This is a genomic window from Streptomyces sp. NPDC051822 (assembly GCF_044452745.1).
GTDB lineage: Bacteria > Actinomycetota > Actinomycetes > Streptomycetales > Streptomycetaceae > Streptomyces.
In genome coordinates this window covers 85,767-112,545 of record NZ_JBITBZ010000007.1, presented here as the reverse complement: position 1 = coordinate 112,545, position 26,779 = coordinate 85,767, and the positions used below count along the sequence as shown (strand labels likewise).

4 protein-coding genes (1 of these 4 running past the window's edge) are annotated in these 26,779 nt (G+C 76.1%); all 4 read left to right on the top strand.

Going from position 1 to position 26,779, the window contains the following annotated elements; genetic code table 11:
- Positions 1-39: 39 nt before the first annotated feature.
- A complete protein-coding gene (locus tag ACIA8N_RS22135; protein ID WP_365778798.1) occupies positions 40-318 on the top strand; it encodes an acyl carrier protein in 279 nt (92 codons plus the stop codon).
- Positions 319-449: 131 nt separating this feature from the next.
- Positions 450-19,358, top strand: coding sequence for an amino acid adenylation domain-containing protein (locus ACIA8N_RS22130; RefSeq protein ID WP_365778796.1), 18,909 nt, complete (start codon positions 450-452; stop codon positions 19,356-19,358).
- The gene (locus ACIA8N_RS22125; protein ID WP_365778794.1) at positions 19,355-25,753 is read left to right on the top strand and encodes an amino acid adenylation domain-containing protein; all 6,399 of its coding nucleotides are present in this window, start codon (positions 19,355-19,357) and stop codon (positions 25,751-25,753) included. Before ACIA8N_RS22130 ends, ACIA8N_RS22125 begins: the two co-directional genes overlap by 4 nt.
- Positions 25,753-26,779, top strand: the start of a protein-coding gene (locus tag ACIA8N_RS22120) for an amino acid adenylation domain-containing protein (protein WP_365778792.1). The gene runs 14,729 nt beyond the window's last position; only the first 1,027 of its 15,756 coding nucleotides appear in the window; the start codon lies at positions 25,753-25,755; the stop codon falls past the right edge of the window. Before ACIA8N_RS22125 ends, ACIA8N_RS22120 begins: the two co-directional genes overlap by 1 nt.

Sequence of the window (26,779 nt, the reverse complement as noted above, 5' to 3'; positions counted from 1 at the left end):
CCCGACCGTGCGCCCACCGAAGACAGAGGTCCTACCCGCATGTCCCTGTCCCCGCCCCCCTCCCCGCCCGCTCCCCGAGACCCCGACGCCCTGCGGCAGTGGCTGCGCGAGCAGTGCGCCGACTGCCTCGGCGTCCCCGCGGCCTCCCTCGCCACGGACGTCCCCCTCACCGACTACGGGATGACCTCCGTCACCGGCACCGCCCTGTGCGGCGCGGTGGAGGAGCACCTGGCCGTCGAATGCGACCTGGGACTGCTCTGGCAGGAGCCGACGATCGACGGGCTCACCGCCCGGCTGGCCTCGCGCACCATGCGCTGACGGCCGCCGGCCCCACCAAGCACAACGCACCACGCATAACGCACAACGCACGTGCCCAGGCACTCGTGCGTGCGGACGCCGCCGCGCGTCCGGGCCTGCAGACACCCCTTCAGTCCGAGAGCGGGAGAAGCATGTTGGAGTCCCCGGCACACCGTGTGGCCGCCACCTCGGCCCAGTCCGGGATCTGGACGGCACAGCGTCTGCGCTCGGACGACAGGCTCTACGCCTGCGGCCTCTACCTCGAACTCGACCACGTCGTGGAGGAGGTGCTGAGCGAGGCGATCGGCCGCGCCGTCGCCGACACCGAGGCGCTGCGCACCGCCTTCCAGGAGGACGCGGACGGCGCCCTGGAGCAGCACGTCCTCGCCCGGCCGCCGAGCACGCAGACCCGCCTCTTCCACGCCGACCCGAGCGGCGGTGCCCCGTCCCGCTCCGCGGCCCTGGACTGGATGGACCGGCAGCGGGCGCAACCCTGGGACCTCGCCGCAGGCGACACCTGCCGCCACACCCTGATCCCGCTCGGCGGCGACCGCGCCCTTCTGCATCTGCGCTACCACCACCTCGCTCTGGACGGGTACGGCGCCGCGCTCTATCTGGACCGGCTCGCGGCGGTCTACCGCGCGCTGCGCACCGACCGGCAACCGCCGCCCTGCACGTTCGCCCCGCTGGCCCGCCTCGTAGAGGAGGACCACGCCTACCGGAACTCCGCCCGCCACCGCGCGGACGCCGACCACTGGCGCGACCGCTTCGCGGACCTCCCGCGCCCCACCAGCCTCGCCGCCGCCACCGCGCCCGCCCCGCCGGCCACCGCGCCCGCCCCGCCCGACGAACTGCGCCGCACGGTGCGTCTGCCCGCCGCCCGATCCGCCGCGCTGCGCCGCAAGGCCGACCGGAGCGGCCTCCCCTGGCCCGTGTACGCCACGGCCGCGGTGGCCGCCTTCCTGAGCCGTCTCGCGCCGGGGGAGGAGGTCGTCGTCGGCCTCCCCGTCACCGCCCGGGTGACACCCGCCGCGGTGCGCACACCGGGGATGCTCGCCAACGTCGTACCGCTGCGCCTGCCCGTGCGGCAGGGCATGTCGATGGCCGCGCTGCTGGAGCTGACCGCGGCCGAGATCAGCACCACACTGCGCCACCAGCGCCACCGCACCGAGGACATCGGCCGGGCGCTCGGACTCCACGGCGCGTCGCCGGCCACCACGCTCGTCAACGTCATGGCGTTCGCCCCGGTGCTCGACTTCGGCGACTGCCGGGCGCCGGTGCACCAGCTCTCGGCCGGACCGGTCGAGGACCTGGTCGTCAACCTGCTCGGCACTCCGGGCGACGGCCGCGAGCTGGAGATCACTCTCGCTGCCAACCCCCTGCTCCACTCGGCGGACGCGGTGGCCTCGCTGGCCGCGCGGCTCGCGGAGTTCCTGACGCGCGCGGGGCAGGACCCCGAGGCCCCCATCGGCCGGACCCGCCTCCTCGGCGCGGAGGAGGAGGCCGGGGCGTCGGCCTCCGGGCGGAGCCCCCGGCGCGACCTGCGCGCCCGGACCCTGCCCGAACTCTTCGCCCGGCAGGTCGCCCGTACCCCCGACGCCCCCGCCGTCTCCTCGGACAGCGCCACCTGGACGTACACCCAACTCGACGCCCACGCCGAGAGGGTGGCCCGGCGGCTGGCCGCGCGGGGCGTGGGGCCGGAGAGCATCGTCGCCCTCGCGGTGCCGCGGGGCGTGGAGCCGGCGGCGCTGATCCTCGGGGTCCAGCGGGCCGGAGGGGCCTACCTCCCCATCGACCCGGAGTACCCGGCGGAACGCATCGCGTTTCTGCTGCGCGACGCCCGCCCCGCCCTGCTGGTCGGCGGGGCCGGGACCGAGCTCCTCTCCGCCGACTGCCCGTTCGTGCCGGCCGAGGACCTCCTCGACGCCGGGGCGCGGTGCGCCGAGGCCGACGTGCCCGCGCCCGGAACCCTCCCGGTGGACCTCCCGGCGTACGTCGTCCATACCTCCGGCTCGACCGGGCGGCCCAAGGGGGTCGTGGTCACCCACGCGGGCATCGCCGCCCTGGCGGCCGAGCAGATCGAACGCTACCGACTGGGCCCCGGCTCCAGGGTGGCGCAGCTCGCGGCCCTCGGGTTCGACGTCGCCGTCGCCGAACTCGTGATGGCGCTGACGTCGGGGAGCTGCCTCGTCGTCCCGCCGCACGGCCTCGCCGGCGACGAGCTGGCCGCGTTCCTGCGCGACCGGCGCGTCACCACGGCCCTCGCCCCGGCCGCCGTACTGGCCACCCTGCCCCCCGGCGACCTCCCCGACCTGACCGACCTGGTCACCGGCGGCGAACAGCCCCCGCCCTCGCTGATCGCCCGCTGGGCGCCCGGCCGGCGGATGTTCAACGTCTACGGGCCGACCGAGGCGACCGTCCAGGCCACGTCCGGGCGGTGCGCGGCCGGCGGCGACCGGTCGCCGGACATCGGGAACCCCGAGGCCGGCGTGGACGCCTACGTCCTGGACGCCGCGCTGCGGCCCGTGCCCGACGGGGTGACGGGAGAGCTCTACCTGCGCGGCAGGGGTCTGGCCCGCGGCTACCTGGGCCGCCCCGGCCTCACCGCCGCCCGGTTCGTCGCCGACCCGCACACCGGGAAGGGCGAGCGGATGTACAGGACCGGGGACCTGGTACGACGGGTGCCCGGCGACGGGCGCACCGTGCTGAAGTTCGTCGGCCGGGCGGACGACCAGGTGAAGATCCGGGGCTTCCGGGTGGAGCCGGGCGAGGTGGAGGCGGCCCTCGCCGAACTCGACGGTGTCGCCCAGGCCCTGGTGACCGTGCAGGAGGAACGGCCGGGCGACCGCAGGCTCGTCGGCTACCTGGCGCCCGACCCCGCGCACGGGGGAGGACTGGACGTCGAGCGCCTGCGCGGGGCGCTCGCCGACCGGCTCCCCGCCCACCTCGTCCCCTCCGTCCTCGTGGAGCTGGCGGAGATCCCGCGTACCGCCAACGGCAAGGTGGACCGCGCGGCGCTGCCGGCCCCCGTCGCCCCGCGCCCGACCGCCGGGCGGGCGCCGCGCGACGCCCGTGAGAAGGCCCTGTGCGCGCTCTTCGCCGAGGTGCTGGGCGTCGAAGAGGTCGGCGCCGACCACGACTTCTTCGCCCTGGGCGGCGACTCCCTGCTGGCCGCCCGCCTCGCGAGCCGTATCCGCGGCCGGCTGGGCAAGGCGGTCACCGTACGGGAGGTCTTCCGGTCCCCGACCGTCGCCCGCCTCGCGGAGGAACTGGGCGACGGGGCGGTGACGGACGACCGCGTCCGCCCGGTCCGGCCCCGCCCGGAACGGGTGCCGCTCTCGTCCGCGCAGCGGCGGCTGTGGTTCATCGACGAACTCAACGGCGCCTCGGCCGCCTACAACATCCCGACCGTCCTCCGCCTGGACGGACCGCTGGACGTCCCCGCGCTGCATGCCGCGCTGGGCGACGTGGTGGACCGGCACGAGACGCTCCGCACCACCATGCGGCCCGCTGCCGGCGACACCGCAGCGGCGTCGCCCGCACCCGAGCAGCACATCGCGCCCCCCGGCGCCCACCGGCCCCCGCTGCCGGTGCGCGACGTCGCCCCCGAAGCGCTCGCCGGGGAGCTGCGCGCCGCCGCGGGCCACGTCTTCGACCTCGCGCGGGACCTTCCGGTGCGCGCCACGCTCTACCGCACCGGCGAGCAGGAACACGCCCTGCTGCTCCTGGTCCACCACGTCGCCGCCGACGGCGCGTCGATGGGCCCCCTGATCGGCGACCTGGCCACCGCCTACACGGCCCGGCTCGCGGGACACGCCCCCGTCCTCCCGCCGCCCGAGGTGACGTACGCCGATTTCGCGCTGTGGGAGCAGGGCAGCCGGCAGCGCGCCGCCGCGCAGATCGAGGGGATCGGCTACTGGCGCCGTGCCCTGGCCGGGCTGCCGGACCACATCCGGCTCCCCGCCGACCGCCCCCGCTCGCAGGAGCCGGTCCGCCGGGGCGGGGTCGCTCGGTTCGAGGTGCCGCCCGCCCTGTACGCCAGGGTGGCGGAGCTGGCCGGGAGCGTCGGCGCCACCCCGTTCATGGTGCTTCAGACCGCGATAGCCGTCCTGCTGAGCCGGATGGGGGCCGGATCGGACATCCCCCTGGGCACGCCGGTGGCAGGCCGCCCGGACGAGGCGCTCGACGGCCTCGTCGGCTGCTTCGTCAACACCGTCGTGCTGCGCACCGACGTCTCGGGCGACCCGACCACGACCGAGCTGCTGGCCCGGACGCGCGACGGCGACCTGGAGGCCTTCGCCCACCAGGACGTGCCCTTCGACCGGGTCGTGGACGCGGTCAACCCCGTCCGCTCCACCGCACGGCACCCCCTGTTCCAGGTCATGCTGATCCTCAACGGCCCCGAGCAGGACCGGGGCCGGGCGCGGTTCCCCCGACTGGCCGACCGCATCGAGGCGGTGGAGTCGGGGGAGACCAAGTTCGACCTCTCCTGGCACTTCACCCACCGCGAGGGGCCGGACCGGGCGCTGGAGGGGGCCCTCGTCCACGCCGCCGACCTGCTCCACGCCGCCACCGCGCACCGGCTCACCGAGCGACTGCTCGACGTCCTTACCGCGATGGTCGACGACCCCTCCCGGCCCGTCGGGACCCTCGACGTCCTCAGCGCCGCCGAACACCGCCTCCTGCGCGCCTGGGGGACCGGCACGCCCCGCACCCGTGACAGCCGCCCCGAACCGGTCACCGCGAGGATCGCCGGCCGAGCCGCCCGCACACCGGACGCGCCCGCGGTGGTCGAGCCGGGACGGGTCTGGAGCTACGCCGAACTCGACGCCCGCGCCGACCGGGTGGCCGCGGCCCTGGCCGCACGCGGCGTCGGCGCCGAGGACCTCGTCGCCGTACTCCTGCCCCGCGGCGCGGAACTGGTCGCCACCCTGCTGGGGACCCTGCGGGCCGGCGCCGCCTACCTCCCGCTCGACGCCGGACACCCCGCCGACCGCAACCGCTGGGCCCTCGCGGACTCCGCCCCGGCACTGCTGGTGACCGACGCCGAGCGGCTGCGTACGCTCCCCGGAGCGACCGGGTGCGCCGCGCTGGTCTTGGGCGAGGAGGACACCGAGAGGGAACTGGCGGACCGCGCCCCCCTCCCGAAGGACGGCGCCGGCCTCGCACGACCGGTGGCCGGGGACAACGCCGCGTACACGATCTACACCTCCGGTTCGACGGGCCGCCCCAAGGCCGTCGTCGTGACGCGGGACGCGCTGGACGCGTTCGTCGAACGCGCCCTGGACACCTACGGCGACGCGCTGAGCGGCGCGGTCCTGCTGCACTCCCCGGTCGCCTTCGACCTCACGGTCGTCTCCCTCTACGGGCCGCTGGCCGCGGGCGGGCGTATCCAGGTGGGGGACCTCGACGAGTCCGGGATCGCCCAGTGGGAGCGGGAGCGCCCGTCCTTCGTCAAGGCCACGCCCTCCCACCTCGCGCTGCTGGAGGAGTTCGGCGGCTCCACGGCCGCCGGAACGGTCGTCCTGGCGGGCGAGCAACTCGTCGGCGCACGGCTGGACCGCTGGCGGACCCGCCTCGGCGCCACCACCGTCTTCAACAGCTACGGGCCCACCGAGACCACCGTCAACTGCCTGGAGCACAGGATCGCCCCGGACGCCGACGCGCCCTCGGGACCCGTGCCGGTGGGCCGACCGGTGGCGGGCGCACGGGTGCTGCTCCTCGACGCCCGCCTGCGCCCGGTCGCTCCGGGTGTGACGGGCGAACTGTACGTCTGCGGGCCCGGCGTCGCCCGCGGATACCGCGACAGGACGGCCGCCACGGCGGAACGGTTCGTCGCCTGCCCGCAAGGGCGGCCGGGGGAGCGGATGTACCGCACCGGCGACCTGATGCGCTGGAGCGCAGACGGCGAACTGGTCTACGAGGGCCGGGCCGACGCCCAGGTGAAGGTGCGCGGCTTCCGGGTCGAGCCCGGCGAGGTGGAGGGCGCGCTGCTGGACCTCCCCGGCGTCCGGGAGGCGGCCGTCACCCTCGTCGGAGGGCCGGAAGGGGCGCCCGAGCGGGCGGCCGCCCCCGCCCGCCTGGTCGGCTACGTCGTCGGCGCCGCCGCCGACCAGGCCGCCCTCCTCGAACGGCTGCGCCTCCGGTTACCCGACCACATGGTGCCCGCCGCCCTGGTGGAACTGGACGCCCTGCCGCTCACCCCGAACGGCAAGCTCGACCGCCGCGCCCTGCCCGCGCCCGACTTCGGCCGCCACGCGGGCCGCCGCGCCCCGAACGGACCGAAGGAAGAACTGCTCTGCGCGCTCTTCGCCGACGTGCTGGGGGTGCCCGAAGCCGGAGCGGACGACGACTTCTTCAGGCTCGGGGGCGACAGCATCGTCAGCATCCAGCTCGTCGGCCGCGCCCGCAGGGCCGGACTGCACCTCACCGTCCGCGACGTCTTCGAGCACCCCACGGCCGCCGGGCTTGCCGCCGCCGCCCGGTCCGCCGGACCGGACGAGGACGCGGACCGTCCCGAGCCGGAGGCGCTCGCCCCGAGCGGGCCGCTGCCCTACGTTCCGGCCGCGGCGCGGCTCGTCGCCCGGACCGGGTCGATGCGCGCCCGCGGCGCCGACCGCTTCCACCAGTCGGTGGTCCTCACCACCCCCGCGAACGCGGCGGCCGACGACGTCCGGCGCGTGCTCCAGACGCTGATCGACCACCACGGGGCGCTGCGCCTGCGGGCCGCCGCGGACCGGGACGGATCGCCGGACGGCCTGGTGGTGGCCGAACCGGGGACGGTCGCCGCCGCGGACCTGCTGCGCCGATGCGACGCCGCCGGACTCGAAGGCGCGGCGCTGCGGGAGGCGGTGGAGCGGGAGGCCGAGCACGCGCGCGACGCCCTCGACCCGAGCGCCGGAGCCGTGCTGCGCGCGGCCTGGCTGGACCGGGGGAAGGACCGGGGCGGCCTGCTGGTCCTGGTGGCCCACCACCTCAGCGTGGACGGCGTCTCCTGGCGCATCCTGGCGGACGACCTCCGCCAGGCCTGGACCGCGGCCGGCTCCCCCGCCACGGCGCCCCTGCCGCCGGAGGGCGCCTCCCTGCGCGAGTGGGCCACCCGGATCGCCCGACGCGCCACCGAGACCGCCGTGACCGGCCGGCTTCCCCACTGGCGCGCGACCCTGGCGGGCCTTGAGGATCCGGACGACGACGTGGTCGCCCTGGAGACGAGGCTCGACCCCGACGCCGACACCCACGGCACGGCGCGCGAGCACGCGCACAGCCTGCCGCCCGACCTGACCGACGCGCTCGTCCGCACAGCGGCCACGGCGCTCCGCGCGGACACCGGCGAACTGCTGCTGGCCGCCTACGCGCTGGCCGCGTCGCGGGTCCTGGGCGACCGGCCCGTGTTCGTGGTGGAGACCGAGAGCCACGGCCGCCAGGACGCGCTCCTGCCCGGCATCGACCTGTCCCGCACCGTGGGCTGGTTCACCTCGGTCCACCCGGTACGCCTTCGGCCCGGAGCCGGCGCCGCACGGCTGCTGAAGGAGACCAAGGAGCGGCTGCGCACCGTGCCGGAGGCCGGTCTCGGCCACGACCTGCTCCGCCACGGCGGAGCGGCGTCCTCCCTGGGGGAGGGCGTTCGGGAGCTGCCCCGCCCGCAGTTCGGCTTCAACTACCTCGGCAGGGTCGCCGTGGCCGAAGCCCTTGCCGACGCGGGCACCGAGCCCGCCGGGGGCACCGAGCCCGCCGGGGGCACCGAGCCCGCCGGGGGCACGGAGCCCGCCGGGGCCTGGGCGTTCGCGGGCCACAGCGTCGCCCCGCAACCGCCCGAACTGCCGCTCGCGCACGAGGTGGAGCTGACCGTCGTCCTGGAGGACGGCCCGCGGGGACCGGTCCTCGCGGCGCGCTGGAACGCCTCCTCGCGCAGCCTGTCCGAAACGCGGCTGACCGCGCTGGCACAGGAGTGGGAGAAGGCGCTGCACGAGCTGACCGCGCTGGCCGGCACCGCCGGGAGCGCCGGTCTGATCCCCTCGGAGACCGGCGCGGGCGACCTGGACCAGGACGGGATCGAGGAGTGCGAGGCGGCGGCGGACTTCGAGATCGCCGACCTGCTCGCACTCGCACCCGCCCAGGAAGGGCTGCTCTTCCACAGCACCTTCGACGACGCGGCGGAGGACGTCTACGTCGGCCAGCTGGCACTGGAGTTCCACGGCGAGCTGTCGAGCGCCCGTATGCGGGAGGCCGCCCGTCAGGTCCTCGACCGGCACGACGTGCTGCGCGCGGCCTTCCTCCAGCGCCGCTCCGGCGAGTGGAGCCAGGCGATCGCCGCCCGGACGCCGGCGCCCTGGGAGGAGCACGACCTGTCCGCCCTGGCCGGGGAGGAGCGGCAGCGGCGGCTTGACGCGCTGCTGGCAGGGCAGCGCACCCGCCGGTTCGACCTCGCACGGCCGCCGCTGATGCGCTTCCTGCTCGTACGGACGGCGGCGGACCGCCACGTCCTGGCCCTGACCAACCACCACCTGATACTGGACGGCTGGTCGCTGCCCCTGGTGGTGCGCGACCTCATGGCCCTGTACGGGGCGGATGGCGCCGCCCTGCCCGCCGCACGGCCGTACCGCGACTACCTCGCCTGGCTCGCCGGGCAGGACGCCGACGCGGCCCGCGCCGCGTGGGAACAGGCGCTCGCCGGGCTCCAGCCCTCACTGCTCGCCCCGGACGCCCCCCGCGACGGCGCGGCCCCGCTCCCGCACTACCGCACCATGGACCCCGACGTCGTCTCCCGCCTCACCGCCTGGGCCCGCCGCCTGGGAGTCACGCTCAACTCGGTGGTCGAGACCGCGTGGGGACTCCTCCTGGGCCGGCTCACCGGCCGGGACGACGTGAGTTTCGGCATCGCCGCCTCCGGCCGCCCCACCGACCTGCCCGGCGCGGGGGAGATCGTCGGCCTGCTGATGAACACCGTGCCGGTGCGCGTCGTCCTGGACCCCGCCGAACCGCTGGAAGCACTCGTCCGGCGCGTGCAGCGGGAGCAGGCCGCCCTCCTGGACCACCAGTTCCTCCCCCTGGCACAGGTGCAGCAGCGCCTCGGGGCGGGCGACCTCTTCGACACCACGCTCGTCTTCGAGAACTACCCGCTGGACCCCGCCGACGGCCTCGGCGGCGGCGACGGGCTCCGACTGCACGGGGCGCGCGGCCACGACGGCAACCACTACCCCCTCAGCGTCACGGTCGGCCCCGCCCCCGACCTCCAACTCCGCTTCATCCACCGCCCCGACCTCTTCACACCCCAGTGGGTGGAGGACCTTGCGGCGCGCTTCGAGCAGGTGCTCGACGCCATGGCGACGTCCGGCGACACCCCGGCGGGCCGGCTGGACGTCCTGCTGCCGCGCGAACACGACACGCTGCTGGGCGACTGGGCGCGCGGTGAGGCGGCGAGCGCACGGGAGTGCCCCGTCGCCCTCCTCGAGGAGCAGGTCGACCGCACCCCCGACGCCCTCGCGCTGGTCGAGGGAGGTGACGGCGCGGCCGGCCTGAGCTACGCCGAGTTCGACGCCCGCGCCAACCGCATGGCGCGCTTCCTCATCGCCCGCGGTCTCGGGGCCGAGGACCTGGTCGGCCTGGTCTTCCCGCGCGGCGCCGACCTGCTCACCGGGCTGTGGGGGGCACTCAAGGCCGGTGCGGCCTACCTGCCGGTGGACGTGGACTACCCGGCCGAAAGGATCGGGCTGCTCCTCGGCGACGGGAACCCCGCCCTCGTCCTGACCACCTCCGCCCACGCCCACCTGGTGCCCGAGGCGCCGGGGCGGCAGATCCTCTGCGTCGACCTGCCCGGCCCCGCGGACGAACTCGGCCGCGCCCCGGAGGGGAGGGTGGCCGACCGCGAGCGGCCGCGCCCGGTCGGAGCCGACACCCTCGCCTACGTCCTCTACACCTCAGGCTCCACCGGCCGCCCCAAGGGCGTGGCCGTCAGCAGGGGTTCGCTGGCGGCGCACGCCGTCCGCTCCCGCGACCGCTACCCGGACGCCGCCGGGGTGTCGCTGCTGCACTCCCCGGTCGCGTTCGACCTGACGGTGACCGCCCTGTTCACCACGCTGATCTCCGGCGGGACCCTCCTCCTCGCGGAGCTGGACGAACACGCCCAGGGCTCCGGAGTCACCTTCGTCAAGGGCACGCCCTCCCACGTCGCCCTCCTGGACGAGCTGCCCGGCGTCCTCGACGCCACCGGCGAGCGCCCCGGCACGCTCGTGCTCGGCGGCGAGCCGCTCACCGGAGAGATGCTGGAGCGCTGGCGCGCACGCCACCCGCGGGCCAGGGTCTTCAACGACTACGGACCGTCGGAGACCAGCGTCAACTGCTCCGACCTGCTCTTCGAACCCGGTGACGAGGTGCCGGACGGCCTGCTGCCGATCGGCCGCCCGCTGCCCGGCAACCACATGTTCGTCCTCGACCACCTGCTCCAGCCCGTGCCGGTCGGCGTCGTCGGGGAGATCTACGTCTCCGGCGTCGGCGTGGCCCGCGGCTACCACGGGCGGCCCGGACTGACCGCCGAACGCTTCCTGCCCTGCCCGTTCGACGCGCCGGGCGCCCGGATGTACCGCACCGGGGACCTGGGGCGCTGGCGGCCCGACGGGATCATGGAGTGCCTGGGCCGCACCGACGACCAGGTCAAGGTGCGCGGCTTCCGGGTGGAGCTGGGCGAGGTGGAAGGCGCCCTCGCCGCCCGCGCCGACGTCGCCCGCGCCACCGTCGTCGTACGCGAGGACGAGCCGGGGGACAGGCGGCTGACGGGCTACGTGGTGCCCGAAGGCGGACCGGACGCGGGCTTCGACCCGGCGGCCGCACTGCGCGACCTCGCCGCGACCCTGCCGCCGTACATGGTCCCGGCCGCGATCGTGGTCCTGCCCGAGCTGCCGCGTACCGAGAACGGCAAGCTCGACCGCAGGGCGCTGCCCGCACCCGAGTACGGCACCGCCTCCGCCGGGCGGGCGCCGCGCACCGCCGCCGAGACCGCCCTGTGCGCCCTGTTCGCCGAAGTGCTCGGCGTGCCCGAGACCACCCTGGACGACGACTTCTTCGCCCTGGGCGGCCACTCCCTGCTCGCCGTGCGGCTCGCCGGCCGCATCCGGGCCGAACTCGGACTGCGGCTCGACATCCGGACGATCTTCGACCACCGCACCGTCGCGGACCTCCTCGCCGTTCCGCAGATCGCCGCACAGCTCACCCGCGGCGAGACCCCCGGCACACGAGTCCCGGCGCGGCCCGCGCCGGACAGCGACCCGCAGGTGCAGCCCGCGCCGCAGCCCGCCCCGGACAGCGACCCGCAGGCGCGGCCCGAGCGGCTGCCGCTGTCGCCCGCGCAGCGCAGGCTGTGGTTCCTCAACCGCTACGACAGGGAGGCCGGCGGCTACCACATCAGCGTCGCGCTGCGGCTCACCGGCGACCTCGACGTCGACGCCCTGCACGCGGCACTGGGCGACCTGACCGCCCGGCACGAGAGCCTGCGCACCGTCTTCCGCGAGGACGAGCAGGGGCCGCACCAGGTCGTCCTGGGCGCAGGTGTCCCGTCCGCCCCGGCCGTCGTCCCCGCCGCCGCCCACCAACTCGACGCCCTGGTAAGCGAAGCCGTCCGGCGCCCCTTCGACCTGGCCGACGACACCCCGCTGCGCCACACCCTGTTCGCGCTCCCGGAAGGCGAGCACGTCCTGCTCCTGGTCATCCACCACATCGCCGCCGACGGCTGGTCGATGGGGCCCCTGGCACGGGACCTGGCCGTCGCCTACCGCGCCCGCGCCGCCGGCCGTGCGCCCCACTGGCCGACCCCGGCCCCGAGCCCCGCCGCCCACCTGCTCGGACAGCAGCGCGACGCCGGGGACGACGCGGGCGACCCGGTGGACCGCCGCGTCGCCCACTGGGCCGAGGAGCTGCGCGGACTGCCCGACGAACTCGCGCTGCCCTACGACCGAGCGCGTCCGACGACGCCCCCCGGCTACGCCGAGCGGGTCGCCTTCCGCGTCGACGCCGGACTGTACCGGGACGTACGGGCGCTGGCGGCCCGTCACCGCGCCACCCCGTTCATGGTCCTCCACGCCGCCCTGGCGGCCCTGTGGCACCGGCTCGGCGCCGGCCCCGACATCCCCGTGGGCACCCCGTCGGCCGGCCGCGACCGGCCCGAGACCGCCGACCTCGTCGGCTTCCTGGTCAACACCCTGGTCCTGCGCACGGACACCTCCGGGGACCCGGCCTTCGCCGAACTCCTCGACCGGGTGCGTGAGACCGACCTGCGGGCCTACACCCACCAGGACGTGCCCTTCGAGCGGCTGGTGGAGGCGGTCAACCCCGCCCGCTCGCCCAGCAGGCACCCGCTCGTGCAGACGATGCTCACCTTCGACAACGCGGCCCATGGAGCGCTCGACCACCTCCTGGACCTGCCGGGTGTGCGCGCGGAGCTGCTGCCGACCGCCGAGGGCACCGCCCACACCGACGTCGAACTGACCTTCACCGAAACCACGGCCGCCGCGGACGGGACCGGACTCGACGCGTCCCTGCGCTACCGCCCCGACCTGTTCGACCGTACGACCGCGCTGGCTCTGGCGGAGCGGTTCGTGGCGCTGCTGCGCACCGTGACGCGCGAGCCCGGCCTGCGGCTCGGGCAGCTCGACGTCACCACCGCCGAGGAAGGCCGGCGCCTTGCCGAGGCCGACGCCGCCGCACGGGCGCGGGCTGCCACCGCCGTCGCCGATCTGCCCGCCCTGTTCGCCGCCTCCGCCGGTCGCGCGCCCTCCGCCCCCGCCCTCACCGACGGCCGGTCGACCCTGGACTACGCGGAACTCGACGCCCGGTCCAACCGCCTGGCCCGCGCCCTGCTCGGACTCGGCGTCGGGCCGGAGGACTTCGTCGCCCTGGCGGTGCCCCGCTCGGCGGACCTGGTGGTGGCCGTGCTCGCCGTGCTGAAGTCGGGCGCCGCCTACCTCGCCGTCGACCCCGACCACCCGGCCGAGCGCACCTCGTACATCCTCCACGACTGCCGGCCCGTCGCCGTGCTCTCCACGACCGCCGTCCGCGAGGCCCTGCACGGCACGGTGGGCGAGGCGGTCGGCGAGGTCCCGTGGCTGCTGCTCGACGCGTCCCCGGTCGGCGGCGCGGCGGCCGGCCTTCCGGCCGCGCCGGTCACCGACGCCGACCGCCGGGCCCCCCTGCTCCCCGACCACCCGGCCTACACCATCTACACCTCCGGTTCGACCGGGCGGCCCAAGGGCGTGGTCGTCAGCCACGCCAACGTCTCACGCCTGCTGGCCGCCTGCCGCGCGGCCGTGGACTTCGGGCCCGACGACGTCTGGACGCTCTTCCACTCCAGCGCCTTCGACTTCTCGGTGTGGGAGATGTGGGGGCCCCTGGCGCACGGCGGCCGACTGGTCGTCGTCCCGCATGACGTGGCCAGATCTCCCGGCGACCTCCTGGAGCTGCTGGGCCGCGAGCGCGTCACGGTGCTCAGCCAGACGCCCTCCGCCTTCCTCCAGCTCCTGCGGGCGGAGTCCGAGCTCGGCGTCCCCCCGCGGACCACCGCCGCGCTGCGGTACGTCGTCTTCGGCGGGGAAGCGCTGGACACCGCCCAACTCGCCCCCTGGCGGGGCCGCCCGGTGCGCCTGGTCAACATGTACGGGATCACCGAGACGACCGTCCACGTCACCCACCTGGAGCTGGACGACGCCGCCGTGGAGCGCGGCGGCAGCCCGATCGGCACGCCCCTGAACGACCTGCGCGCCCACGTGCTCGACCAGGGGCTGCTCCCCGTGCCGACGGGCGTCGTGGGCGAGCTGTACGTCGCCGGCCCCGGCCTGGCCCGCGGATACCGCCGCCGCCCAGGCCTGAGCGCCACCCGCTTCGTCGCCGACCCGTTCGACACCGGCGGCCGGATGTACCGGACCGGCGACCTCGTCCGGCGCACCCAGGACGGCGGCCTCCACTACGTCGGCCGGTCCGACTCCCAGGTCAAACTGCGCGGCTACCGCATCGAGCCCGGCGAGATCGAGGCCGCCGCCCGCCGTCACCCGGGCATCGCCCAGGCGGCGGCCGCCGTGCACGGCGAAGGACCGGACGACCGCTACCTGGTCTGCTACGTGGTGCCGGCGGCGGACGCCGACCCCGACCCGCACGAGGTGCGCGCCCACCTGGCCGACGCCCTGCCCGGCTACATGGTCCCCGCCGCCGTGGTGGCGCTGTCCGCCCTGCCGCTGACCCCCAACGGCAAGCTGGACCGAGCGGCGCTGCCCGCCCCCGACCGGGCGGCGTGGGCCACCGGCGGCGCCCCGGCCGGACCGCGCGAGGAAGCGCTCTGCGCCGCCTTCGCCGCCGTCCTCGGCGTCCAGGAGGTCAGCCGCGACGCCGACTTCTTCGCCCTGGGCGGCCACTCCCTGTCGGCGGTCCGGCTCATCAGCCGGATCAGAGCGGCGCTCGGCGTGGAGATCGGCATCCGCACGCTCTTCGAGGCGCCCACGCCCGCCGCGCTGTCCTGGCGGCTGGACACGGCCGGGACCGGACGTCCCCGTCTCCGCCCGGGACGGCGGCCGGACCGCATCCCGCTCTCCTCCGCCCAGCGCAGGCTGTGGTTCCTCGGAGAACTGGAGGGACCGAGCGCCACCTACAACATCCCGCTCGCCCTGCGGCTGCGCGGCCCCCTCGACGTCGGCGCCCTGCGCACCGCCCTGGCCGACGTGGTGGGCCGGCACGAGGCGCTGCGCACCGTCTTCCCGGCCGAGAACGGCGCCCCCCACCAGCACGTACTCGCGCCCGGACAGGCCGCGCCCGCCCTCGACGTCGTGGACATCACCGAGAAGGAGCTGCCCGCCGCCCTCGCCGAGGCCCACGGACACGCCTTCACCCTCACCGAGGACCTTCCGCTGCGGGCCGCACTGCTGCGCACCGGGCCCGCCGACCACGTGCTCTCCCTCGTCCTCCACCACATCGCAGGCGACGGCTGGTCGCTGGCCCCGCTCGCCCGCGACCTGAGCACCGCCTACACCGCACGGCGGGAGGGCCGCGCCCCGCAGTGGCGGCCCCTGCCGGTGCAGTACGCCGACTACACCCTCTGGAAGCAGGAGCTGCTCGGCGCGGCGGACGACCCCGACAGCCTCTTCGCCCGCCAACTCGCCTTCTGGCGCGACGCGCTGGACGGCGCGCCGGAACAGATCGAGCTGCCCACCGACCGGCCGCGCCCCGCGATGGAGAGCCACCGCGGCGCGATCCACCGCTTCACCCTGCCCGCCCCGCTGCGCGACCGGCTGCGCGCCCTGGCGCACTCCCGGCAGGCGACCCTCTTCATGGTCCTGCAGGCCGGTCTCGCAGCGCTGTTCGCCACACTGGGTGCCGGACGGGACATCGTCCTCGGCACCCCGGTCGCCGGCCGCGGCGACGAGGCGGCCGACGACCTGGTCGGCTTCTTCGTCAACACCCTGGCGCTCCGCACCGACCTCGGCGGCGACCCCACCTTCGAGGAGCTGCTCGACCGCGTCAGGGACGCCGACCTGTCCGCCTTCGCCCACCAGGACATACCGTTCGAGCAACTGGTGGAGGCGCTCAACCCCACCCGCTCCCTCTCCCGGCACCCCGTCTTCCAGGTGCTGCTGGCCCTCCAGAACAACGAGCACGGCGAAGCCGTCATGCCCGGCCTTGAGGTCACCGTCGAACGCCCCGCAGGGGCGGCGGCCAAGTACGACCTCTTCGTCAACCTCGTCGAGTCCCGGAACGAGGACGACGGCGCGACCGCCGTCGAGGGCGCGGTCGAGTACGCCACCGACCTCTTCGACGCCCGCACCGTCGCCCGACTGACCGAGCGCTACCACGACCTGCTGCTGGCCGCCGTCGAGGAGCCCACGACACGGCTCAGCCGGATGCCCGTGCTCAACGCGGCGGAACGCGCCGGACTCGCGGCCGAATGGGACGCAGCCGCCGCGGGCCCGGCCGAGGACCTGGTCGGCCTCTTCCGCGCCCGCGCCGCAGAGACGCCGGACGCGGTGGCGGTCCGCAGCGCCGGGAACAGCCTCACCTACGCCCAGCTCGACGAGCGGTCCTGCCGGGTCGCGGCGGCCCTCGCCGGGCACGGCGCCGGCCCCGAGAGCCGGGTCGCGGTGTGCCTGCCGCGCACCCCCGACCTGGTGGTCGGCCTGCTCGGCGTCCTGCGGGCCGGCGCCGCCTACGTACCGCTGGACCCGGAGTACCCGGACGAGCGCATCGCCGCGATCCTGGCCGACACCCGCCCGGTGGTGCTGCTCACCACGGCGGACTGCCGCCCCGCGATCACCGGGGCCGCGACCGCCGCCGGCGGAGCCGTCCTCCTCACGGCCGACGCCGCACGCGGCGCCGGACCCGCGCCCGAGGCCCCCGCCGTGCTGCCCGACCAGGCCGCGTACGTCCTGCACACCTCGGGCTCCACCGGACGCCCCAAGGGCGTCGTCGTCAGCCGCGGCAACCTCGCCAACCTCCTCGCCGACATGCGGGACCGGCTGCGCCCCACCGCCGACGACCGGCTGGTGGCGGTCACCACGGTCAGCTTCGACATCGCCGCCCTGGAACTCTTCCTCCCGCTGGTCAGCGGCGCCGGACTGGTCCTGGCAGACCGCGATGCCGCACGGGACCCAGAGACGCTGGCCGCGCTGCTCACCGCGAGCGGCGCCACCATCCTCCAGGCCACCCCGACCACCTGGCAGCTGCTGGCCGAGACCGCCCCCGACGCCCTGCGAGGGCTGCGCAAGCTGGTGGGCGGCGAAGCCCTCCCCGCCTCCCTGGCCTCCCGGCTGCGCGACCTGGGCGGCGAACTCGTCAACGTCTACGGACCCACAGAGACCACCATCTGGTCCACCGCCGCCCACCTCGACCGGGTCACCGGCAGCGCCCCGCCCATCGGCCGGGCGCTGCGCGCCACCCGCGCCTACGTGCTGGACGAGTGGCTGAACCCGCGCCCCGAAGGCGTACCCGGCGAGCTGTACCTGGCCGGCGCCGGCGTGGCCCGCGGCTACCTGGGGCGCGGCGGCCTGACCGCCGAGCGCTTCACCGCCGACCCCTTCGGCGCGCCGGGCAGCCGCATGTACCGCACGGGCGACCTGGTCCGCCGCAGCGCGACCGGGGAGCTGGAATTCCTGGGACGCACCGACCACCAGGTCAAGGTCCGGGGCTTCCGCATCGAGCTGGGCGAGATCGAGACGGCCCTCGGCGCGCACCCGCACGTCGCCGGGGCGGTCGTGGTCGCCCGCGCCGCTCCCGGCGCGGCCTCCGCGCCGGGCGACCCGGCCCCGCGGCGGCTGGTGGCCTACGTGGTCCCCGAGCCGCACCGCGCCGCCCCCGACGACAGCCGGGAGCAGAACCGGCTCGACGAGTGGCGGGAGGCGTACGACACCCTCTACGGCGGTTCCGCACCCGCTCCGCTCGGCCACGACTTCGGGATCTGGCGCAGCAGTTACGACGGTCAGCCCATCCCCCTGGACGAGATGCTCCAGTGGCGGGCGGCCACTGTGGACCGCATCCGGGCGCTGCGGCCCGCACGGCTGCTGGAGATCGGGGTCGGCACCGGGCTGCTGCTGTCGGAGCTGGCGGAGGACTGCACCGCGTACCACGGAACCGACCTGTCCGCACGGGCGATCGAGACGCTGCGCGAACAGGTCGGTGCGGAACCCGCGCTGAAGGAGAAGGTCGAGCTCCACGTCCGCCCGGCACACGACTTCAGCGGCCTGCGCCGGGGCTTCTACGACACCGTCGTGCTCAACTCCGTCGTCCAGTACTTCCCCGACGCCGACTACCTCACCCGCGTGCTGCGCGGCGCGCTCGACCTGCTCGCCCCCGGCGGACGGCTCTTCGTCGGCGACGTCCGCAGCCTGGCCCTGCTGCGGGCCTTCCGCGCCTCGGTGGAGACCGGCAACGCCGCCGTCTCCGAAACTCCCGCCGCGGTGCTGGCCGCCGCCCGCCGCAGGACGGCCGCGGAGAACGAACTCGTCGTCACCCCCGACTACTTCGCGCGGCTGCGGCGGGAGGCCGGCGAACCGCTCCTCCTGGACGTACGCCTCCGGCGCGGAAGGCCGTACAACGAGCTGACGCGCTACCGCTACGACGTCCTGCTGGCCAAACCGGAGGCCGGAACCGCGCCCCCCGCCGAGCCCCGGGCCACCGAGCTGCACTGGGCGCGGGACGTCGGCGACGGGACGCGGCTGGCCGGGATCTGCGCGGCGCACCCCGGCGCGCTGCGCGTCACCGCGATCCCCAACGCCCGCGTGCGGCGCGAGACGGCCGCACTCGCCGCCCTGGAGGACGGGCGACCGGTCACCGCGGTGCGGCGACTCCTTGAGGGCCCCTCCGACGGAGTGGATCCGGAGGACCTGTACGACGCCGCGGCCGCGGCCGGACGCACCGCCTGGGTGACCTGGTCGGCCGAGGGCCCGCCGGACACCGTGGACCTGGTGCTCGCCCCGGCGGGCGGGGAGGGCGCGGCGCCGGTGGCGCCACCGGCCGAGCTGTGGCCCGGCGCGCCGGACGCGGACCGGCCGGAGACGAACGACCCGTCCGCCGGGTCGCACCACCGTGAACTGGCCGCCGAACTCCGGTCCCACCTGGCCGAACGGCTGCCGGACTACATGGTCCCCTCGGCCGTCGTCGTCCTCGACACCCTTCCGCTGACCGCCAACGGGAAGGTGGACCGGACCGCGCTGCCCGACCCCGACCCGGCGGGCACGGCCGGCAGCCGCCCGCCGGGCACGCCTCGGGAGAAGCTGCTGTGCATGCTCTTCGCCGACCTGCTGGGCCTGGGCCGGGTCGGAGTCCAGGACAGCTTCTTCGGCCTGGGCGGCGACAGCGTCCTGTCCGTCCGGCTCGTCAGCCGCGCCCGCGAACACGGGCTGCCGCTGACCACCCGCGACGTCTTCGAGCACCACACCGCGGCCGCGCTCGCGGCGGCCCTGGAAGGCAGGGAACCGGAGCGCGGACCGGCCGGCGGCCTGCCGGACCCCGGCGCCGCGGCCCCGCGGCCCATCAGCGTCGATGAACTCGCCGAGCTGGAGGACGAGCTCGGCGCGGACTGGGAGGAGATGCAGTGAGCGGTCCGCAGCGCATGGTCGAGGAGGTCCTCGCGGTCACCCCGCTCCAGGAGGGGCTGCTCTTCCACGCGGTCTTCGACGAGAACGTCCCCGACGCCTACGTCAGCCGACTGGTCCTGGCCCTCTCCGGAGAGCTGGACGCCGACCGGCTGCGGCGGGCCGCCCAGGCGCTGGTGGCACGCCACCCGGCGCTGCGCTCGGCCTTCCGCCAGCGGCGCTCGGGGGAGTGGTTCCAACTGGTCGCCACCCGCCCCGCCGTGCCCTGGCACGAGCTGGACCTACGGCCCGTGGGGAGCCCGGCGGAGGCGGACAAGCACCTGGAGGCGCTCCTCGACGAGCACCACCGCACCGGGTTCGACCTCGGCCGGCCGCCCCTGCTGCGCTTCCTGCTGGCCAGGACCGGCGAGGACCGCCACCAGTTGGCCGTGACCTACCACCACCTCGTCCTCGACGGCTGGTCCATGCCCATCCTGATGCGGGAACTGGTCGCGCTGTACGGCAGCGGCGGCGACCCCTCCGTCCTCCCGCCCGTCCGCCCGCACCGCGACCACCTCGACTGGCTGGCCCGCCGCCCGCCCGAACAGAGCGCCCGCGCCTGGCGGCAGGCGCTGGCGGGGCTGCCCGGCCCCACCCTGATCGCCCCGGACGCCGACCGCAACGGCCCGCTGCCCAGGTCGGTGTGGACCCGGCTCGGCGAGCGGGACACCCGCGCCCTCGGCGCGTGGGCGCGTGCCCGGGGCGTCACGGTGAACTCGGTGGTGCAGGCCGCCTGGGCGACCGTGATCGGCCGCCTCACCGGCCGCGACGACGTCGTCTTCGGGACGACCGTCTCGGGGCGGCCGCCGGAGCTGCCCGGCGCCGAGGAGATGGTCGGGTTCTTCATCAACACCGTGCCGACGCGCGTGCGGATGCGGCCGGGCGAGCCGGTCGGCGACCTCGTCGTCCGGCTCCAGCGCGAGCAGACCGCCCTCATGGAGCACCAGCACGTCAGGCTCTCCGACATCCAGCGCTGGTCCGACCGGACCGTGCTCTTCGACACCACCACCGCGTTCGAGAACTACCCCGCCGACGACCTCGCCGCCGTCGGCTCTGCCGACCACGCGGGCCTGCGCGTCGAGGGAGGCTCAGGACGCACCACCACACACTTCCCCCTCTCCCTCTACGCGCTCCCCGGCCCGGCGCTCCGCCTGCGCCTGGACCACCGCCCCGACGCCGTGGACGGCGTCACCGCACGCCACGCGGCGGACCTGATGGAACGCGCTCTGATCGCCGTCCACAGCGCCCCCGGCACCCCGACCGCCGCGCTCGCCGCCACCCCCGCGACGACACGGGTGGTGCGTACGGCCGCACACCGCGCCGCCCCGCAGAGCGCCCCGACCACGATCGTGGACGCGTTCGAGGCGCAGGCCCGCGCGACCCCCGCGGCCCCGGCCGTCCTCGCCGGCGGCCAGGAGCTGACCTACGCCGAGCTCGACGCCCGCGCGAACCGGCTGGCGCGCCTGCTCCTGGAGCGAGGGGTCGGACCCGAGAGCCGGGTCGCCCTCACCGTCTCCCGGAACGCCTGGCTGCCCGTCGCCGTCCTCGGCATTCTCAAGGCGGGCGGCTGCTACGTCCCCGTGGGCGCCGCGCTGCCGCAGGAGCGCGCCGCCCACATCCTCCGCGAGACCGCACCGGTCTGCCTGCTCACCGACCCCGACGCCGAGGCCGCCCGGACCCGGCGCACCACCCCCGCGGCGCACGACCGACCCGAGACCGCGCCGGGCGGCGTCGAGCGCGTCGTCCTGACCGGAGCGCTCCTGGCCCCGTACGACCCCGCCGCACCGACCGACGCCGAACGGGCCGGGCCGCTGCTGTCCGGCCACCTCGCCTACATCCTCCACACCTCCGGCTCCAGCGGCCGGCCCAAGGGGGTCGCGGTCGAACACGCCCAGGTGACCGCGCTGCTGTCCTGGGCCGCCACCGGCCTCGGCTCCGAGCTGCTGCACCGGACCGTGGCCGCCACCTCGGAGAGCTTCGACGTGTCGGTCTTCGACACCCTCGTCCCGCTGCTCACGGGCGGCCGCATCGAGATCGTGGAGAACACCCTGGCCGTCGCCGACCGGACCGGCGGCGAACCCTCCCTCCTGAACGCCGTCCCCTCGGCCCTGCAGGCACTCCTTGAGCGCGGAGAGCCGCTCGCCGTCGACACCTTCCTCTGCGCCGGCGAACCCTTCCCCGCCCCGCTGGCCCAAGCCCTGCGCGCCGCGTTCCCGCACGCCCGCGTGGCCAACCTCTACGGCCCGACCGAGACGACCGTCTTCGTCACCGCCCGCTTCCTGGACGACACCGAGGACGGCGCGCCCCCGATCGGCCGCCCGCTGCCCGGCGTGCGCATCCACATCCTCGACCCCTGGCTCCGCCCCGTGCCGGACGGAGTCGTGGGGGAGCTGTACATCGCCGGGGACCACGTCACCCGCGGCTACTGGCAGCGCGCGGACACGACGGCCGAACGCTACGTCGCCGACCCCTTCGGCGCACCGGGCGCCCGCATGTACCGCAGCGGCGACCTCGGGCGGCTCCGCCCCGACGGGGAGATCGACCTCGTCGGCCGGGCCGACGGCCAGGTGAAGGTGCGCGGCCACCGGGTCGAGCTGGGAGAGGTGGAGGCCGTGCTGGCCTCCCACCCCGACGTCCGGCAGGCGGCCGCCGCCGTGCACGACGGCGGACCCGCCGGACCGCGCCTGGTTGGCTACGTCGTCCCCCGCGGAACGACGCCCGACACGGCCGCGGTCCTGGACCACGTGCGACGCAAGGCGCCCCCGTACATGGTGCCGTCGGCGCTGGTGGTCCTTGACGACCTGCCGCTGACCGCCAACGGCAAGCGGGACCGCGCCGCGCTGCCGCCCCCGCCGGACCGGAACGACGCCACAGGGGCGCGCGCCCCCCGAGGCCCGCACGAGACGATCCTGCTCGGCCTGTTCGCCGAAGTGCTCGGCGTACGCCCGGCCGGCATCGACGACGACTTCTTCGCACTGGGAGGCCACTCGCTGCTCGCCACCCGCCTGGTCAGCAGGGTGCGCACCACCCTCGGAGCCGAACTGGCGGTGCGGGACCTCTTCGAACACCCCACGGTGGCCGCCCTGTACGCCAGGATCGCCCGTGCCGGGGCGGCCCGGCCGCCGGTCTCCCGCGTCCACGAGCGGCCCGACCGCATCCCCCTCTCGTTCGCCCAGCGGCGGCTGTGGTTCCTCCACCGCCTCCACGGCCACAGCGCCGCCTACCACGTCCCGCTCGCGCTCCGCCTCACCGGACGCCTCGACACGGCCGCGCTGCGCGGCGCGATCGCCGACGCGGTCGCCCGGCACGGAAGCCTGCGCACCGTCTTCGACGAGGACGCCGAGGGCGCCCGCCAGGTCGTCCAGGACGCCTCGGCGGCCGCCCGGCTCATCACCCTGGTTCCGGAGCCGGTCGAGGACCCGCTGCGGGCGGCGGAGGAGGCGGTGGCCGAGCCCTTCGACCTGACGGCCGGACCGCTCCTGCGGTGCAGGCTGTTCACCCGGGCCGCGGAGCCGGCGGACCCGCGCGCGGGCCAGGAGCCGGAAGAGCACCTGTTCCTGCTGGTGGTGCACCACATCGCGGCCGACGGATGGTCGCTGCGGATCATCGCGCGGGACGTGGCCGCCGCGTACGCCGCCCGCGTGCGCGGCGATAACTTCGCGCCCGCCCCGACCCCCGTCGACTACGTCGACCACACCCTGTGGCAGCACCGGGTGCTCGGCGGCCCCGACGCGGACGGCGGCCCGCTCGACGACCAGCTCGCCCACTGGCAGCGGCAGTTGGCCGACCTGCCGCAGGAGATCGCCCTGCCGGCCGACCGGCCGCGCCCGGCCGCCTCCTCCCACCGGGGCGAGGACGTGGACTTCACCGTCCCCGCCGCCGCGAGCGCGCGGATCAGGGAACTGGCGGGGACCACCGGCACCACGCCTTTCATGGTGCTCCAGGCCGCGCTGGCGGTCCTGCTGCACCGCATGGGGGCGGGTGCGGACATCCCCCTGGGCACCCCGGTCGCCGGGCGCACCGACAGCGCGGTGGAGGGGGTCGTCGGACTCTTCGTCAACACGCTGGTCCTGCGCACGGACCTGAGCGGCTCGCCCACCTTCGCGCAACTCCTGGGCCGGGTCCGCGCCACCGCCCTGGACGCCTACGCCCACCAGGACGTGCCCTTCGAGCGGCTGGTCGAGGTGCTCGCCCCCGAGCGCTCCCTGGCCCGCCACCCCCTCTTCCAGGTCTCCCTCGTCCTGCAGAACCTCGACGAGGCCGCGGCGGCGGTGGACGGGCTGCCCGGACTGCGCGCCGAAGCGGTCCGCACCCGGCGAGACGGCGCGAAGGTCGACCTGTCCTTCGTGCTGGCCCCGAGCGGACCGGAGGGCGGCGACATGCCCGGAGTCCTCACCTACAGCGCCGACCTCTTCGACCGCGCGACCGCACAGGGGCTCGTGGACCGGCTGCTGCGGGTGCTGGACCAGGTGCTCGCCGCCCCCGCGACCCCCGTGGGGCGGGTGGACGTGCTCCTGCCCGGCGAGGCGCGGCGCGAGCTGGAGCACAGCCGCGGACCCGGCACGGCAGGAGACGCGGACGAACCGCTGGCCCGCTTCGAGAGGTGGGCGGCGACCGCCCCCGACGCCCCCGCCCTGCGGTGGGACGGCGGCCGGCTTACCTACGCCGAGCTGGACCGGAAGGCGGACGCCGTGGCCCGCGTGCTCACCGGGCGCTCCATCGGGCCCGAGGACGTGGTCGCGGTCGTCGCCCCGCGCGACCCCGACGTGGTGGCCGCCCTCCTCGGGGTGCTCAAGTCCGGCGCCGCGTACCTCCCGATCGACGAGGCGTGGCCGCTCGAACGGCGGCGGCGGGTGACCGCCGACGCCGGGGCGCGCCTGCTCCTGGCGGCAGGGGACACCCCCGCCGCCCGGACCGCCTTCGGCCCCTCCTGCGGACCGGACACCGAAGTCCTCGGCCTCGCGGATCCGGCCTTCCGCGCCACCGGCGGGCCCGCCCTTCCGGCCGTTCGGAGCCACCCGCGCTCGCTCGCGTACGTCCTCTACACCTCCGGCTCCACCGGACGCCCGAAGGGCGTGGGCGTGGAGCGCCGGGCACTGGCGCACTACGTGGAAGGGGCCGTCCACCGCTACCCGGACGCGGCGACGACGGCCCTGCTCCACTCGCCGCTGACCTTCGACCTCAGCGCCACCGCCCTGTTCACCCCCCTCGCCGCGGGCGGCTGCGTCGTGCTGGGGGATGTGGACCGGGCGGCGGAGGTCCACCCGGTGGGCTTCGTCAAGGCGACGCCGTCCCACCTGCCGCTCCTTGACCGGCGTCCCGGACCGCTGGGGGAGAACGGCACCCTGGTACTGGGCGGTGAAGCGCTCGACGGGCGGGCCCTGCGCGACTGGCGGGCCGCCCACCCCCACGCCGAGGTCGTCAACGCCTACGGCCCCACGGAGCTGACCGTCAACTGCGCCGAGCACCGCATCGCCCCCGGCGACCCGGTGCCGGACGGTCCGGTGCCGATCGGCCGCCCGTTCGCCGGCGTCCGCGCGATGGTGCTCGACACGGGACTGGCACCCGCGCCCCCGGGCGTGGCCGGGGAGCTGTACGTCGCCGGGCCCGGAGTGGCCCGCGGCTACCTGGGGCAGCGCGCCCTGACCGCCGAGCGGTTCGTGGCCTGCCCGTTCGGGGAGCCGGGGGAGCGGATGTACCGCACCGGCGACCTCGTCCGCCGCCTGCCGGGCGGCGAACTGGAGTACGTGGGCCGAACGGACGAGCAGGTGAAGCTGCGGGGCTTCCGGATAGAGCTCCCCGAGGTGGCGCGCGCCCTGGCCGCCGAGGAGTCGGTCGCCCGCGCGGTCGCCGTCGTACGGGAGGACCGTCCGGGCGACCGGCGGCTGACCGGCTACGTGGTCCCGGCGGCCGGAGCCCGCCCGCACGAGGACGAACTGCGCGGCGCGGTGGCCCGCACCCTGCCCGACTACATGGTGCCGTCCGCCGTCGTGGTCCTCGACGAACTGCCCACCACGCCCCACGGCAAGCTCGACCGGCGCGCGCTCCCCGCCCCCGCCCACCGCTCGCCGGGCGGCCGCCCGCCGCGCGACGAGCGCGAGCGGGCCCTGTGCCGGATCTACGCCGACGTGCTCGGCCTGCCCGAGGTCGGCGCCGAGGACGACTTCTTCGCACTCGGCGGCCACTCCCTGCTCGCCACCCGGCTGGTCAACCGCATCCGGGCCGAACTCGCCGAAGAGCTGGACGTACGCGCCGTGTTCGAAGCACGAACGGTCGCCGCGCTGGCGGCCCGGCTGCGGACCGGCCGCCCTGACACCCGCCCCGCGTTGCGACGGATGTCGCGGTCGGAGGACTTGTGATGCTTCCCCTCTCCCTCGCCCAGCAGCGGCTGTGGTTCCTCCACAAGATGGACGGCCCCAGCGCCACCTACAACATCCCCACGGCGCTGCGGATGACCGGTGCGCTGGAGGTCGCCGCGCTGCGCGAAGCCCTGCGCGACGTCGTAGGACGTCACGAGACGCTCCGCACCGTCTTCCCCGACACCGGCGACGGCGCCCGGCAGCACGTCCTGCCCGCCGCCGGGACCGCCGTCGAGCTGGCCGTCACCCGGTCCACCGAGGACGAGCTGCCCGCCGCCCTGGCCCACGAGGCCGGCCACGCCTTCGACCTGGCCCGCGAAGTCCCGATCAGGGCCAAGCTGTTCGTGCTCGGCGAGCGGGAGCACGTGCTCTGCCTGGTGATCCACCACATCGCCAGCGACGGCTGGTCGCGCACCCCGCTCGCACGCGACCTCGCCACCGCCTACGCCGCCCGCAGCGCCGGACACGCCCCACGGTGGGAGGAACTCCCCGTCCAGTACGGCGACTACACCCTCTGGCAGCGTGAACTCCTCGGCTCCGAGGACGACCCCGAGAGCCTGCTCAGCCGGCAGACGGCGTACTGGAAGCAGCGGCTCGCGGGCCTGCCGGACGCCATCGAACTGCCCCTGGACCGCCCCCGCCCGCCGATCGCCGGCCACCGCGGCGACACCGTGCCCTTCACCCTCCCGCCCCGGACCCACGAGCGGGTCTCCGCGCTCGCCGCCCGCCACGGCGCGAGCACCTTCATGGTGGTGCAGGCGGCCCTGGCCGGCCTGCTGTCCCGGCTCGGCGCGGGCACGGACATCCCCCTGGGCACCCCGGTGGCCGGACGCACCGACGAGGCGCTGGAGGGGCTGATCGGCTTCTTCGTCAACACCCTGGTGCTGCGCACCGACACCTCGGGGAACCCGACCTTCGACGAACTGGTCGAACGGGCCCGCGCGTGCGCCCTGGACGCCTACGCCCACCAGGACGTGCCGTTCGAGCGGCTGGTGGAGGCGCTCGCCCCCGAGCGCTCCCTGGCCC